The sequence below is a fragment of the Kineococcus terrestris genome (assembly GCF_041020755.1).
GTDB lineage: Bacteria > Actinomycetota > Actinomycetes > Actinomycetales > Kineococcaceae > Kineococcus > Kineococcus terrestris.
The window spans coordinates 87,084-101,635 of the sequence record NZ_JBEUEI010000005.1 but is presented as its reverse complement, the minus strand read 5'-3'; the positions used below and the strand labels follow the sequence as shown (position 1 = coordinate 101,635).

Annotated in this window: 11 protein-coding genes; 4 read left to right on the top strand and 7 right to left on the bottom strand. The window is 75.1% G+C overall.

Annotated elements, in window-relative coordinates:
- Positions 1-95: 95 nt before the first annotated feature.
- On the bottom strand, positions 96-791 hold the full coding sequence (locus AB8M62_RS05060) for a GntR family transcriptional regulator (protein ID WP_369054300.1): 696 nt from the start codon (positions 789-791) through the stop codon (positions 96-98).
- A 102-nt stretch (positions 792-893) separates the two neighbouring features.
- On the opposite strand from AB8M62_RS05060, the gene AB8M62_RS05055 reads away from it, so the two are divergent.
- From AB8M62_RS05055 to AB8M62_RS05045, 3 genes are read left to right on the top strand one after another with little or no spacing between them, the layout of a single operon-like run.
- The gene (locus AB8M62_RS05055; protein ID WP_369068824.1) at positions 894-2,270 is read left to right on the top strand and encodes a PA0049 C-terminal domain-containing protein; all 1,377 of its coding nucleotides are present in this window, start codon (positions 894-896) and stop codon (positions 2,268-2,270) included.
- Positions 2,267-3,511, top strand: coding sequence for an NRAMP family divalent metal transporter (locus AB8M62_RS05050; RefSeq protein ID WP_373694851.1), 1,245 nt, complete (start codon positions 2,267-2,269; stop codon positions 3,509-3,511). Before AB8M62_RS05055 ends, AB8M62_RS05050 begins: the two co-directional genes overlap by 4 nt.
- A gap of 2 nt (positions 3,512-3,513) precedes the next feature.
- Positions 3,514-4,284 (top strand): LamB/YcsF family protein, encoded by a 771-nt coding sequence (locus tag AB8M62_RS05045; RefSeq protein ID WP_369068823.1) that lies wholly within the window; start codon positions 3,514-3,516, stop codon positions 4,282-4,284.
- 3 nt (positions 4,285-4,287) lie between these two features.
- On the opposite strand, the gene AB8M62_RS05040 is transcribed toward AB8M62_RS05045, so the two are convergent.
- Together AB8M62_RS05040 and AB8M62_RS05035 are read right to left on the bottom strand one after the other, a co-directional pair.
- On the bottom strand, positions 4,288-6,984 hold the full coding sequence (locus tag AB8M62_RS05040; RefSeq protein ID WP_369068822.1) for a putative bifunctional diguanylate cyclase/phosphodiesterase: 2,697 nt from the start codon (positions 6,982-6,984) through the stop codon (positions 4,288-4,290).
- Positions 6,985-7,051: 67 nt separating this feature from the next.
- Positions 7,052-7,690 carry a CAP domain-containing protein gene (locus AB8M62_RS05035; protein WP_369068821.1) on the bottom strand — a complete coding sequence of 213 codons (639 nt, stop codon included), beginning with the start codon at positions 7,688-7,690 and terminating at the stop codon, positions 7,052-7,054.
- Positions 7,691-7,896: 206 nt separating this feature from the next.
- Here AB8M62_RS05035 and AB8M62_RS05030 point away from each other — a divergent pair, with 206 nt between their 5' ends.
- On the top strand, positions 7,897-9,081 hold the full coding sequence (locus AB8M62_RS05030; protein ID WP_369068820.1) for an asparaginase: 1,185 nt from the start codon (positions 7,897-7,899) through the stop codon (positions 9,079-9,081).
- A 41-nt stretch (positions 9,082-9,122) separates the two neighbouring features.
- On the opposite strand, the gene AB8M62_RS05025 is transcribed toward AB8M62_RS05030, so the two are convergent.
- Genes AB8M62_RS05025 through AB8M62_RS05010 form a run of 4 tightly spaced genes read right to left on the bottom strand, consistent with a single transcriptional unit; the run spans position 9,123 to position 14,534 of the window.
- A complete protein-coding gene (locus tag AB8M62_RS05025; RefSeq protein ID WP_369068818.1) occupies positions 9,123-10,124 on the bottom strand; it encodes an acetylxylan esterase in 1,002 nt (333 codons plus the stop codon).
- Positions 10,124-12,175, bottom strand: a complete 2,052-nt coding sequence (locus AB8M62_RS05020) for a beta-galactosidase (RefSeq protein ID WP_369068817.1) — start codon at positions 12,173-12,175, stop codon at positions 10,124-10,126. Before AB8M62_RS05020 ends, AB8M62_RS05025 begins: the two co-directional genes overlap by 1 nt.
- Before the next feature lie 6 nt (positions 12,176-12,181).
- Positions 12,182-12,907 carry a hypothetical protein gene (locus tag AB8M62_RS05015; protein ID WP_369068816.1) on the bottom strand — a complete coding sequence of 242 codons (726 nt, stop codon included), beginning with the start codon at positions 12,905-12,907 and terminating at the stop codon, positions 12,182-12,184.
- 1 nt (position 12,908) lies between these two features.
- Entirely contained in the window at positions 12,909-14,534 is a 1,626-nt protein-coding gene (locus tag AB8M62_RS05010) for an ABC transporter substrate-binding protein (RefSeq protein ID WP_369068815.1), read from the bottom strand.
- Between the last annotated feature and the right edge of the window lie 18 nt (positions 14,535-14,552).

The window sequence follows — 14,552 nt, the reverse complement described above, 5'->3', positions numbered from 1 at the left end:
CCGGTCGTCTCGTTCCGGTCCACTGGTGCGCAGCACTGTAGAGATCGTTCAACGATCTGTCTGCCCCCGCGGGCCGGGGTCGCGGGCGCCGCCGGTCAGCCGTGCGCGGCGAGCAGCTGCGCCTCGGCCCGGTCCAGGTAGGCGGCCAGCAGCCGACCGGCCCGGCCGCGCTCACCCGCCTCCAGGTGCTCGGCCAGGCGCGCGTTGTCCTCCAGGTAGGGCTCGTGGAACGGGCGCGGGTCGCCCGCGGCGGCGAACGCCAGCCGCAGCTCGGCCAGCAGGTGGCGCATGCTCTCGTCCATCCGCGGGCTGCCCGCCAGCGCGACCACGGCGGAGTGGAAGCGGCTGTTGGCACCGGCCACACCGTGCCAGTCCCCCGCGGCCGCGGCGGCCCGACCCTCCTCGACGGCGGTGCGGACCCGTTGCAGCGCAGCGGGGTCGTGCGGTCCGTCGATCGCGGCGAACTCCAGCACGCGGCGGAAGCGGTACACGTCGGCCACGTCGGCGGCCGACAGGGTGCGCACCGACACCCCGCGGTGCAGCTCGTGCTGCAGCAGCCCCTCGCGGGCCAGCAGGCGGAACGCCTCGCGCAGCGTGTTGCGCGAGACGCCCAGGGAGGTGCTGGTCGCGTCCTCGGGCAGGCGCGTGCCGGGCACGAGCGCGCCGTCGGCGACCAGGTCGCGCAGCGCCTCGGCGACCCGGTCCGCGCCCCCGCCGCCGGCCAGCGCGCGGCCCGCGCGGCTCAGCGGCCCCTGCAACCGGTCGACGTCGTCTCGGGGTCGGGCGGTCACCGGCGAAACATAGCTGCAACGCCGGAACCGTTGCCAGGTCGTTCAACAACTGGCTAGCGTCGGCGCCCGTCCGCTCCCCCGAGACCCCTTGGTGAGGTCGTCGTGGCCCTTCCCCGCTCCCCCCGCCGTCGCGCCGCCGTCCTCGGCGCCTGCGCCACCGCCCTCGTCGCCGGGGGCCTGGCCACCCCCTCCGCCGCCGCACCCGGCGCCTCCACCGGGTCCCCGCCGGACCCGGCACCCGTCTCGCCGTGCGCGGACCCCGCCGCGGTCCTCACCGTCGAGGAGTCCCGGCTCGGCCTGCCGCTGCCCGGCGGCGGTGAACCGGCCTCCCAGCGGTTCGTCCGCGCCGCCGGGTTCGAGGGCCTCGTGGCGGACTTCACCGAGCGCCTGTGCGCCGCCGGCAGCGCGCAGGAGGCCGGCGACCTCGTCCGCGCCTCCGGGCAGGAGCTGTGGGACACCGCGGTCGCCCGCGCCCAGGGCCGCGTCGAGTCCGGCACGATCGACCGCTACGACGACCGGCCCCTGTACTGGGCCCGCACGGCCATGAGCGCCGCGGTGCGCTCGCTGGACGCCGGGTGGATCGAGAACCCCCTGCAGCGGCAGGGCCTGCTGCACCTGCTGGACCGCACCAGCCGCGGGATCTCCTCGGTGAGCTGGTCGGACGAGGAGCCGGACGCGACCCGCGTGGTGATCAGCGGTTTCGACACCTACAGCCTGGACTCCAGCCTGCGGAACTCCAACCCCTCCGGGGCCAGCGCGCTGCAGCTGGACGGGCGCACGGTCGACACCCCCGAGGGCCCGGTGACCGTCGAGGCCGTCGTCCTGCCCGTGAACTACACCGACTTCGACCAGGGCGTCGTCGAGGACGCGTTCGGCCCGGTGCTGCGCACCGGCGAGGAGCGCGCCGACATGATCATGACGATCAGCCAGACCGGCCGCGGGCGGATGGACGTGGAGCAGTGGGCCGCCAACGCCCGCGGCGGCTCACCCGACAACAACCGGAACCAGCAGTTCGGGCCCGTCTCGCGGCCCTCGCACTGGCCGCAGCCGTTCGACTCCCCCGAGTGGATCGAGACGACCCTGCCGTACGAGGCGATGATCGCCGCGGGCACCGGACCGTGGCCCGTGCAGCTGAACGACGGCATCTGCGAGTGGCCCGCCGGCACCTGGCCCGACCCGGCCGCGCTCGTGTGCGCGGACGACCCCTCGCCGGGCAGCACCGCCGGCTCCGGCCCCGGCGGCAGCTACCTGTCCAACGAGAGCATGTACCGCTCGAACCGGCTGCGGACCGGCCTGCAGGCGTGGGACGTGCCCGGCGGGCACCTGCACGTCTCGGCGCTGGAGTACCCCGCGGACGAGTCCGTCCTGACCGACCCGGCGTTCGAGGCCGACCGCGCCGCCGTCGTGGACCAGACCGTCGCGCTCGTCACCGCCGCCGGTGCCGCCGTGCGCGCCGACCGTCCCGGGAGCGCCTCGTGAGCACCCCGACCGGCCCGGCCGGCGCTGCCGCGGGCGCCGAGAGCGCCGTCGACCAGCGGCGCCGCACGCGCCGCACGCTGCTGGGCGCCATGTTCCTCATGGCGACCAGCGCCATCGGCCCGGGGTTCATCACCCAGACGACGACGTTCACCGCGCAGCTGGGCGCCGCGTTCGCCTTCGCGATCGTCGTCAGCATCCTCGTCGACATCGCGCTGCAGCTGAACGTGTGGCGCGTCATCGGCGTCTCGGGGATGCGCGCGCAGGAGCTCGGCAACCGGATCCTGCCCGGTGTCGGGTGGGCGCTGACGGCCCTCGTCGTCCTCGGCGGCCTGGTCTTCAACGTCGGGAACGTCGCCGGCGCCGGGCTGGGGCTGAACGCGATGGTCGGCCTGGACCCGCGCTGGGGCGCGGGGATCTCCGCCGTGCTGGCCATCGGCATCTTCCTCAGCCGCGCCGCGGGCGCCGCGCTGGACCGCATCGTCGTCGTGCTCGGCCTGGTGATGATCGCCATGACGACGTACGTGGCGGTCGTCTCCCGCCCGCCCGTGGGCGAGGCGCTGCGCAACGTCGTGCTGCCCGAGCAGATCGACGCCCTGGCCATCACCACCATCATCGGCGGCACCGTCGGCGGGTACATCACCTACGCCGGCGCGCACCGCCTGCTGGACTCCGGCACCACCGGCCCGGAGAACGTCGGCGCCATCACCCGCAGCTCCGTGACCGGCATCGTCATCACGGCCGTGATGCGCGCCGTGCTGTTCCTGGCGATCCTCGGGGTCGTCGCCGGCGGGGTGTCGCTGGCCACGGAGAACCCCGCGGCCACCGCGTTCGAGGCCGCGGCCGGCGAGGCGGGCCTGCGGGTGTTCGGCGTGGTGCTGTGGGCGGCGGCCCTCACCTCCGTCATCGGCGCCTCGTACACGTCGGTCAGCTTCCTCACCACCTCCCGCACGTCCGTGCGCACGCGGAACCTGCTGACGGTGGCGTTCATCGTCGTGTGCGCGGGGTTCTTCCTCGTCGCCGGCGCGGCCCCCGCGCAGCTGCTGGTGTTCGCCGGCGCGTTCAACGGCGTCGTCCTGCCGCTGGGCCTGGTGGTCGTCCTGTGGGTGGCGCTGCGCCGGCGCGACCTGCTGGGCGGGTACCGCTACCCGCGCTGGCTCGTCACCGCCGGTCTGCTGGCCTGGCTCGTCGCCCTGTTCCTGGCCTACCGCTCGCTGGCCACCCTGCCGACCCTGTGGAGCTGACCGTGACCACGACCGACGCCACCGTGGACCTGAACTCCGACCTCGGGGAGAGCTTCAGCCGCTGGACGCTCGGCGACGACGAGGCGCTGCTCGGCGTGGTCACCAGCGCCAACGTCGCCTGCGGGTTCCACGCCGGCGACCCGACGGTGCTGCGCCGCACGTGCGAGCTGGCCGCCGAGCGCGGTGTCGTCGTCGGCGCCCAGGTCGGCTACCGCGACCTGCCCGGCTTCGGGCGGCGGTTCATCGACGCCGACCCGGCCGAGCTGACCAACGACGTCCTGTACCAGCTGGGCGCCCTGGCGGCGTTCGCCCGCGTCGCCGGCACCCGCGTCGCCTACCTGAAGCCGCACGGCGCCCTCTACAACGCGATCGTGCACCACGAGGAGCAGGCCGCCGCCGTCGTCGAGGCCGTGCGCCTGTGGGACCCCGCGCTGCCCGTCCTGGGGCTGCCGGGCTCGCGGTTCCTCGCGCTGGCCGGCGAGGCGGGGCTGACCACGCGCACCGAGGCGTTCGCCGACCGCGCCTACACCCCGGCCGGGACCCTCGTGTCCCGCCGCGAACCCGGCGCGGTCCTGCACGACGCCGACGAGATCGCCCGCCGCTGCGTGCGGATGGCCACCGCCGGGGAGGTCGAGGCCGTCGACGGCGGCGTCGTCGCCGTCCACGCCGCCTCGATCTGCGTGCACGGCGACACCCCCGGCGCGGTCGCCATCGCCCGGCGGGTGCGCGAGGAGCTGACCGCGGCGGGCGTGCGGATCGCGCCGTTCGCCTGAGGATCAGCCGGCGGTGGAGGCGTGCCGGTCGCCCGCGGGCAGCGCGCCCGGCGCGGGCAGCGCCGCCACCTCCGCCGCCGGCAGCGGCCGGGAGAACAGGTACCCCTGCGCCGCGTCGCAGCCCAGCGAGCGCAGCCACACCAGCTGCTCCGGCTCCTCCACGCCCTCGGCGACCACGCGCAGCCCGAACGTGTGCGCGGCGTGCACGACGAGGGCCACCAGGTCGCGGCAGCCGGGGTCGTCGGAGGCCGTGAAGCTGCGGTCCACCTTCAGCGTGTCCGCCGGGGTCGTGGACAGCTGGCCGATCGACGTCCAGCCGGTGCCGAAGTCGTCGATCGACACCTCCACGCCCCGCGCGCGCAGCGCCCGCAGGTGCTCCAGCGCCAGCGGGCCGTCCACGAGCACCGTCTCGGTGATCTCCAGGACGAGCGCGGACGGCGGCAGGCCGGACGCGGCCAGCGCGGCGTCCACGTCGTCGAGCAGCCGCGGGTCCACCAGGTGGCGGCCGGAGACGTTGACCGCCACCGTCGGCTCGGCCGCGCCCCAGGAGGCCGGCCGGTCCGCGCGCCAGCGCGCCAGCTGCGCGGTCGCCTCCCGCAGCACCCACCGGCCCAGGTCGCACACCAGCGACGACGCCTCGGCGGCAGCCACGAACACGTCCGGCGGGACGCGCCCGACGCCGGGGCGGTCCCAGCGGGCGAGCGCCTCGTAGCCCAGCAGCCGCCCGTCGGCGACGGCGACGACCGGCTGGTAGTGCAGGGACAGCTCCCCGCGCGCCAGGCCCGCGCGCAGCGCGTCCTCCAGGTCGCTGCGGGCGGCCAGCTCCGCGCGCAGGTCGTCGTCGAAGACCTCCACGCGCCCGCGGCCGCGGGCCTTGGCCCGGTACACGGCGGTGTCGGCCTCGGCGAGCAGGACGTCGCCCGCGTCGTCGCCGGTACCGCCGTCGCGGCTGACGGCGACACCGACGGACGCGCCGACCCGGGCGGTACCCGGGCCCGCACCGGGCGGCAGGGGGACGGGGCGGCGGACGGCGTCGATGATCCGCTGCCCGAGGTCCACGAGCCCGCCGACGTCCCCGACGTCCTCGGCGACGACGACGAACTCGTCGCCGCCGAGGCGGCCGACCACGTCCCCGGCGCGCACGACCTCGCGCAGGCGGGCGGCCACCGCGCGCAGCACCTCGTCGCCGGCGGCGTGCCCGGAGGTGTCGTTGACGGCCTTGAACCCGTCGAGGTCGATGAAGAGCAGGCCGACCGCGGCGCCGCGGCGCGCCGAGCGGTGCAGCGCCGACTGCAGCAGCCGGACCGCCGCCGCCCGGTTCGGCAGACCCGTCAGGGCGTCGTGGGCGGCCTGGTGGGCGAGCTCGCCCTGCAGCTGCTCGCGCTGCTGCACCGCGCGCACGAGCTGCTGCACGGAGGTGTGGACGACCTCCCCGAGCGGGCCGGGAGCGGGTTCGTCGCGCACGGCGCCGGCCAGGTCGCCGCGGGCGAGGGCGTCGGCCTGCTCGCGCACCTGCTGCAGACCGGCCGCCGCCCCGGCCAGGGTGGCGGCCGCGGTCCGCACCTCGCGCGGGCCGCCGCGCGGCACGTCGACGAGCTGCCCCTCGCCGACCCGGCTGGCCGCGTCCGCCAGCCGCCGCAGCGAGCGGGACAGCCAGCGCCCCTGCGCCAGCGCCGCGGCCAGCGCGCCGGCGAGGACGAGCAGGCACAGCACGACGGTCGTGCTCACCCGGCGGGCGGCCTCGCGGCGCTCGGCCTCGATGGCGGCCTCGGCGGCGTCGACGGCCTCGCCCAGCAGGGCGGACAGGTCGCGGTCGCGCGCGCCGCTGGCGTTGCGCAGGCGCAGCAGCTCCGGGCCGCTCAGCGAGCCCGGCACGAGCGACTCCCGGTGCAGCGCCTCGGTGAGCTGACGCGCCTGCGGGCTGCTCGTGGCCTCGTACCAGGCGACCCGCTGCCGCGCCCCGGACAGGGGCGGAACACCGGTGATCATGCTCTCGTAGGCGCCGATGGCGTACTCGGCGCGGCGGCGCACCCGCACCTGCTCGTCACCGGTGAGCACGCGGGCCGTGAACGTCGTCGGCAGCGCGCGGCTGGCGTGCTGGGTGAGCCCGGCGACGACGACGACGTCGCTGACGGCCAGGGCGCTGTCCTCGCTGAGGCCCGCGGCGGTCGTGCGGGCCAGCAGCCGGTCCTCGACCTCCGAGAGCCACTCCGACAGTTCCAGGTAGCGGTCGGCCAGGGCCGCCGTGCTGGCGGTGCCCTGGTCGGCCGCCGAGCGGGCGGTCGCCAGCTTCACCTGCGTCAGGCGGGCCGTGACGGAGGCGGCCGAGGTGGCGGGCACGGCGGACAGGACCAGGTCGGTGGCCTCCCGCGTCGAGCGCACCTCCTTCTCGGCCTGCCGGTTCAGCGGCCCGCGCTCCTCGCCGAACGCGCCGATGTCGAAGGAGGAGGGGTCGCGGGTGGCGCTGCGCGTCAGCGTCGGCAGCAGCTCGCCGTCCACGGCGCGGCGCAGCTCGTCCAGCTCGGCGCCGGCGCGCATGAGCTCGACGGCCTCACCGGTGGCGTGCAGCTCCGCGACGCGGTCGGCGACGGTCGTGGTGGCGACGGCGCTGGTGGCGAGCAGGGGCACGACGACGAGGGCGGCCAGGTGCTGCCACACCGGGCGGCCCCCCAGGCGCCTCCACGCGCTCCCCGTCGTCACCGTGCGTTCATCGACGCAGGGGTGCAGGAGGTTGAGCGTCCACGGGGGTGATCCAGCGGCGCTGCCGTCAGCGGTCGGCGACCTCGCGGGTCGCGCGGCGCAGGGCGGGCGCGGGCGCCCAGGCGGTGGGAGCCGCGGCGGCGGCGGGCTCGGGTGCGGGGGCCGGGGCGGCGCCGCGCGGCGGGGCGACGGCACCGGCGGGGAGCTTGAACACCTGCACGACCCACAGGCGCCCGTCACCGCCGCGCACGGCGCCGACGCCGAGCTGGGTGACGTCCTCGCGCAGCAGGTTGGCGCGGTGGCCGGGCGAGGCGTGGAACGCGGCGTCGAGCTGCTCGGCGTCCGCGCCGACGCCGACGTTCTCGGCGACCAGCGACCAGCCGGTCAGCTGCCGGCCGAGGTCGGGGTTGTGCTCCAGCCGCCCGGCGGCGGCCATCCGGAACGCCCAGTCGGTCGCGACGCGGTCGGTCTCCGGCGACTGGCCCAGCGGTGCCAGGCCCTCGGCTGCGCGGGCGTCGTTGACGAGGTCGATCGTGCGGGCGGCGGCCGCGCCGTCACCGGTCAGCGCCGCCGGGGACGCCGCTGCGGGCCGCGCGTCGACGGCCGTGCCCGCACCGAGCGCTCCGGCGGCCGCGGCGACGAGCGCGGCGACGGCGAGCGCGCGGCGGGTGCGGGTGGGGCGGGCGGTGGGGCGGGCGGGGCTCATCGGGGCGGTCCTCGGGTCCGGGGGCGCTGACCCCCTGTCCCTCGGCCGCCTCCCCGGGCGCCTGTAGCCCATCCGGGTGAAGGAGTGCGCGCAGCGGTGCTTCACCCACAGCGGCGAATACCGCCCACGGTGGACGTCCGGGTTCTGAAACGCGCGGGAAACTCGGGCATCACACCGCTGTGACACTGAGTCGTTACACAGCTCCCATGCAGCGCAAGCACAAGACCACGGTCGCCGTCGCCGCCTCCCTCAGCGGTGTCCTGATCGCCGGTGGCCTGGCCGCCTCGTCCTCGGCAGCAACGGGCGCCAGCCCTGAACCGGTCGTCACGACGGCTCCCCCGCTCGCCGCCGACGGCGACCTGCCCAACGTGGTGGTCCTCGACGGTGGCGGGACCATCACCTCGACGGCGGTCGGCCGGGCCGAGTACACCGAGTACGGCGGGGACGGCCTGGAGAGCATCCAGGACGTCATCGACCGCATCGAGCCGGAGATCTCCCAGGTCGCCGACCTGCGGGTCGTCGACGGAGCCATCCCCGGTTCCTCGGCGTCCACCACGCAGCGGCAGCTGTACGACATGACGCTCCAGCTGGACGGGATCCTGGCCGACGACTCGGTCGACGCCGTCGTGGTGAACACCGGGACGAACATCATGGAGGAGATCGCCTACTGGGCCGATCTCACCGTCCAGAGCGAGAAGCCCGTCGTGTTCACCGGGTCGATGCGCCAGTCGAACACCTTCTCCTTCGACGGCGAGGCCAACCTCTTCAACGCGATCCGGGTCGCCGCCAGCGGGAAGACCACCTGCTTCGGCACCGTCGTGCACATGAACGACGAGTTCGTCGGCGCCCGCGAGATGACGAAGACGGACGCGTGGCGCACCGACACCTTCTCCGGCGGGCGGTACGGGGCGCTCGGCACCGTCGACGGCCGTCACATCCGCGCGGTCCACGCCCCGGCCCGGGTGCTCGACTGCGGCACCGACGAGTGGACCACGCCGTTCGACCTGTCCACCGTCGCCTTCGAGGACCTGGCGCAGGTCGAGATCGTAATGTCCTACGTCGAGGCGGACGCCACCCCCGTCACCGCTCTCGCCGAGGCGGGGGTCGACGGGATCGTCACGGCCGGGCACGGTGCCGGTGGCATCTCCACCGAGCAGTCGGCTGCGCGGTCCGCCGCCGTCGAGCAGGGCGTCGTCTTTGCGACGACCACCCGCACGGGTTCCGGTGCGATCTACCCGAGCGACCCTGCGACCCCCGGCGTGGTCGCCGCTTACGACCTGACGCCGCAGAAGGCCCGTGTCCTCCTGCAGCTGGCCCTCACCTTCACGGACGACCCGCAGCAGGTCCAGCAGTGGTTCGACACCATCGGTTCGCCCGAGTTCGGGGGCTGAGCGATCGGGTCCCCGCCGTCACAGACTTCGGGACCCGGCGCTCACCCCGCCCGCGGCGCCGGGACCGTCGTCCCCAGGCACTCGGCCAGCGCGGCCAGCGTGCGCGCGACGCCCTGGGTGCCGCCGCCCTCGTGCCCGTTGTACGGGTACACCTCGATCTGCTTGGGCCCGGCGTAGTGGTGGTGCGCGGCGAACACCGTGGACGGCGGGCAGACCGCGTCCATGAGCCCCGTGGTGAACCAGGCGGGGGCGCTGGCGCGCGCGGCGAAGTTCACGCCGTCGAAGTGCGACAGCGTGCGGAACACCTGCTCGACGTGCTCGCGGTTCCCCGACAGGTACCGGGCGATCTCGGCGTACGGCTGGGCGTCGGTGATCTCGCTGGCGCGCCGGTAGTGGCACAGGAAGGGCACGTCGGCGACGACGCCGGCCAGGTCGTCGGCCAGGCCGGCGACGGCGAGCGCGAGACCACCGCCCTGGCTGCCGCCGGTGACGGCCACGCGGGCGGGGTCCACGAGCGGGTGGGTGCGCACGGCGTCGACGGCGCGGACGGCGTCGGTGATGAGCCGCCGCAGGTAGTGCTTCTCCGGCGACTCGACGCCGCGGGTGAGGAAACCGGGCGTGGAGGGGCCGGTGCCGCCGGAGTCGAGGTCGGGGGTGACGGCCCGGTGCTGCCCACCGCCGCCCTGCCCGCGGCTGTCCATGACCAGGTGCACGTACCCGGCCGCGGAGGGCACCAGGTTGATCCACGGCTCGCCGCGCCCGCCGCCGTAGCCGATGTACTGCACGACGGCCGGGGCGGGTCCCCGCGTGCCGCGGGGCACGAGCAGCCAGCCGGCGATCGGCTGGCCGGCGAACCCGGGGAAGCGGACGTCGTGGACGTCGACGGTGCGCAGGCCGACGTCGACGCGCTCGCCGGTGAGCTCCGCGGGGCGGGTGCGGGCGTCGGCGAGGGTGGCGCGCCAGAACTCGTCGAAGCCGTCGGGTTCCTCCCGCGGCGGGGCGTACTCCCGCAGCCGGTCCAGCGGCCAGTCCACGAACGCCATCAGCGCACCTCTCCGTCCCGCGGGCGGGGTTCCGACCTCACGACGACCACGTCGGCCGGCGCGAGCGCGAGGACGCTACCGGCCCGCACGGCGCGGCCGTCCAGCAGGGACAGCCCGTCGCGGTCGGCGACGACCTCGACCGGCTCGCTGCCGTGGTGCAGCAGGAACAGGTAGCTGGCGTCGTCGCGGTGCCGCTCGACGGCCTCCAGGCCGGGCACCCCGCCGTACGGGGAGGAGATCCCCGCCTCGGCGAGCACCCGCGCGACGACCCAGGCGCAGCCGTCGGCGTCCAGGTCGGTGGCGACGTACCAGGCGGACCCGTCGCCGACGGCGTGGCGCGTCAGCGCGGGCGTGCCGGCGTAGAAGTCGGAGGTGTAGGTGCCGACGACCTCGGCGCCGCGCGCCTGCAGCACCTCGAACACCAGCGAGGAGTCCAGGGGCTCGCGGCCGTCGACGGCGATCCCGTTGCGCTCCTCGGCCGGCAGCGCGTCGGTCTCCAGGACCCGCACGCCCAGCAGGTCCGCGAGGAACCCGGGCACGTCGGCCAGCGGCGCGTTGTCGTCCTCGTCGTTGCGCCCGGCCAGGTAGCCGGTGAGCAGGCGGCCGCCGCGGCGGACGAACTCCTCCAGCCGCGCGGGCAGGTCGCCCTCGACGACGTGCAGCAGCGGGGCGACGACGACGTCGTAGCCGGCCAGGTCGGTGTCCACGGGCACGACGTCGACGCCCGCGCCGGCGGCCTGCAGCGCGGCGTACCAGCGGCGCACCACGTCGACGTACTTCACCAGGCGGGAGGGGCCGTCGGACATCTCCACGGCCCACCAGCTGTCCCAGTCGAACAGCAGGGCGACGCGGTGGTCGGCGCGGGCGCCGGTGATCTCCCCGCGCAGGGCCTCCAGCTCGGCGCCGAGGGCGGCGACCTCGCGGAAGACGCGGGTGTCGTCGCGGCCGGAGTGGTCCAGGACGGCGCCGTGGTACTTCTCCGAGGCGCCGCGGTTCTGCCGCCACTGGAAGAACAGGACGGCGTCGGCGCCGTGGGCGACGGCCTGCCAGCTCCACAGCCGCATCACACCGGGCCGCTTGACGGGGTTGACCCCGCGCGAGGCGGTGACGCTGGGGGTCTGCTCCATGACCCAGAACGGCTCGCCCCCCTTCAGGCCCCTCATCAGGTCGTGGGCCAGCGCCACGCGGTCCTGCGAGCGGGCGTCCGGCGGGTAGTTGTCCCACGAGGCGAAGTCCAGGTGCGGGGCCCAGCGGTGGTAGTCCAGCGGGCGGAACAGGCCCATCATGTTCGTGGTGACGGGCTTGCCGCTGCTGTACCGCTCGACGGCCTCCTTCTCGGCGAGGTAGGAGGCGATCATGCTGTCGGTGGTGAAGCGGCGGTAGTCCAGGGTGGTGCCCTGGAAGGCGGTGTGGTCGGGGCCGTTCCAGTGCTCGCTGATGGCGCTGGGCGGCACGACCTCCTCGAAGTCGGTGTAGGTGTGCGACCAGAACGTCGCGTTCCACGCCTCGTTCAGCCGCTCCAGCGTGCCGTACCGCTCGCGCAGCCAGACGCGGAACGCGGCGGCGCAGTGCTCGCAGTAGCAGGCGCCGCCCTCGCCGCCGTACTCGTTGCCCACGTGCCAGGCGACGACGTTGTCCCAGTCGCCGTAGCGCTGGGCGATCCGCTCGGCCAGCGCGACGGCGTGCCGGCGGAAGGACGGGGAGTTCGGGCAGTGGTTGTGCCGCTGCCCGTACAGGTGCCGCCGGCCGTGGAAGTCGACGCGGGTGACGTCCGGGTGGGCGCGCGCCAGCCACGGCGGCTGGGCACCGGTGGCGGTGGCCAGGACGACGTCCTTGCCGGCGTCGCGCAGCATCCCCATGATCCGGTCGAAGCGCTCGAAGTCGTAGCGGTCCGGCGCCGGCTGCAGCAGCGCCCAGTCGAAGACGCCGACGGTGAGGGTGTCGACACCGGCCCGGTCGAACAGGGCCAGGTCCTCCTCCCACACCTCCTCCGGCCACTGCTCCGGGTTGTAGTCGCCGCCGTAGCGGATCTTCGGGGCGGGGCGGGTCACGGTGGTTCAGGCTCCTGCGGGGACGGCGGGCTCGGCGCCCTCGGGGTTCTCGGTGTGCTCAGTGTGCCCGGTGTGCTCGGCGCGCACGGCCCGGCGGGCGGGCCCGGCGGCGGCCGCGACGACCTGCGCGGCGACCGCCAGCAGGCCGACCGCGGCCCACGAGCCCACGGTGACGCTGACCGCGACCAGGACGGCGCCGACGGCCAGCAGGACCAGGGTCAGGCCGGGGAAGCGGACGGCGACGTGGACGGCGAGGCGGGCCGCGTCGCGGGTGCGGAAGCTGAACGCGGTGACCAGCACGAGCATCACCGCCGCCCACAGGAGCACGCCCGCGGCGACGACGAGCCCGAGCGGGCCGGTGCCGCCGGTGGGGTCCAGCGCCCGCCCGGCCAGCAGGGCGGTGACGACGGCGACGGCCGGCACCCAGAAGGCGAGGACGTCGCGGGCGTCGGAGACCCAGCGGCGGCGGAACTCCCTCCCGACCGCCGGGTCGTCCCCGGCGGTCAGGAGGGTGCCGCAGTGCAGCGCGGCGGCCAGCGCCGGCCCCACGGGCAGGGCGGCCAGCGCGTACAGGGGCGCGTTGGAGACGTCCGGCACCAGCGCGGCGGCCACCAGCCCCGACGGGACCAGGGCGGCGGTCGTCCAGAACTGCAGGACGACCGTGGCCCAGACCCGCTCGCAGGCGCGGAACAGCCACCCGCTGCCGAACTCCCGGCGCGCGCCCCCGTTCACGTCAGACCCTCTCCGCGGCCTGGTTGACCATGTCCAGGTAGCGGCTCATGCCGCGACCCTCCAGCTCCTGGACGAAGGCGTCGTACTGCGCCACGTCGCGCTGGCCGAGGGCGAACTGCAGCTCGCCCTGCGCCACGTAGTCCTTCAGCGGGGTGGCCAGCAGGGTGACCTGCTCGCGCTCGACGGCGGTGTAGGGGTGCGGCGGGACCGGCTCGACCTGCTCCTTGGACGCCATCGCCTCCTGCCAGGCGACCTCCTCCTCGTTCATCATCGAGCGCAGCAGCTCGGTGGTGCCGCCGTAGGAGAAGTTGCCGCCCATGAACCCGTACTCGGTCTGCAGGTCCTTCGTGCCCTCGGGGTTGAGGTCGAGGTAGCTGACCTCGGGGGTCAGGCGGCGGGTGCCGTCGGCGTCCTTGGTGAAGGTGGTGCCCTCGACGCCCCACTTGGCGAACTCGCGGCCCTCGTCGCTGTACCAGAGCCAGTCGACGAACTGCACGAGCGCCTGGAAGTCGTCGCGCTCGGCGGCCGCCGCGGAGATCATGATGCCGTTCTCCAGGCGGGTGCCGCCCACGAGGTTGCCCGCCGGGCCGGCCGGGAGCACGATCTTGCGGATCTCGTAGGTGCCGGCGCCCAGGCTGGAGTCCATGGCCGCGCGGTGCTTGGGCGGGTCCTGGGAGTTGCCGCTGATGGCGAACGACTGGCCGGTGTAGAGCTTCTGCGTGGCCTGGTCGTCGGTCTGGGTGAAGCTCTCCGGGTCCATGAGCCCCTCGGCCACCAGGCCGTTGAGGTAGGCGACGAAGTCCTCGTGCTCGGGGGTCGCGGCGGCGAACTGGAAGGTGTCGCCGTCGTGGACGATGCCCTCGCCGTAGCCCCAGCCGGACACCGTGCCGTGGCCGGTGCCGACCTGGTTGAGGAAGTTCTGCCCCTCGTAGCGGTCGGAGAAGGGGATGACGTCCGGGTAGGCGGCCTTGAGGGCGCGCAGCGCGTCGGCGAACTCGTCCCACGTGGTGGGCTCGGGGATGCCGTTCTCCTCCAGCAGGTCGGTGCGCATGAGGATCGTGTAGTCGGGCCACAGGTTCTCGTGCAGGCCGGGCAGCACGTAGTACTTGCCGTCGTCCTGCAGGAGGGTCTCCAGCTCGGTCTCCATGCCCCACTCCTGCACCTTCTGCCGGTAGTGCGGCATGAGGTCGGTGTAGTCGCTGACCGCGAGCACCACGCCGGAGGCGACGAACGGGGCCTCCTCGCCCGGGTAGGTCTTGGGGATGATGACCGGGGCGTCGCCCGCGCTGACGACGAGGCTGCGCTTCTGCGGGTAGTCGCTCATCGGGACGATGGTGGCCTCGAGCGACACGTTGGTCGTCTCGGACAGCGCCGACCAGAACAGCCAGTCCGGGTTGAACGGGTAGTTCGGGTGGTCGCTGAACAGCGTGGTGAAGGTCAGCGGCTCGGTCGCGCGGAAGGTCTGGCCGACGTCGTAGCCCTCCATCGCGCCCTTGGTCTTGTCGCTGACGTCCTCGCCGGCGTCGCCGCCGCCGCAGGCCGCCAGGGCGCCGACGCTGCCGGCGGCGGCCAGGCCCAGCAGGGTCTGGCGGCGGGTGGGGCCGTGCACGGCGTGGTGGGTGCTCACGGGTGTCCTCCGGTTCGT

Bases quoted from the DNA above. Each gene is read 5' to 3' on its own strand.
- AB8M62_RS05035 (WP_369068821.1), bottom strand. From the start codon at position 7,690: ATGAGCCCCGCCCGCCCCACCGCCCGCCCCACCCGCACCCGCCGCGCG.
- AB8M62_RS05030 (WP_369068820.1), top strand. From the start codon at position 7,897: ATGCAGCGCAAGCACAAGACCACGGTCGCCGTCGCCGCCTCCCTCAGC.
- AB8M62_RS05025 (WP_369068818.1), bottom strand. From the start codon at position 10,124: ATGGCGTTCGTGGACTGGCCGCTGGACCGGCTGCGGGAGTACGCCCCG.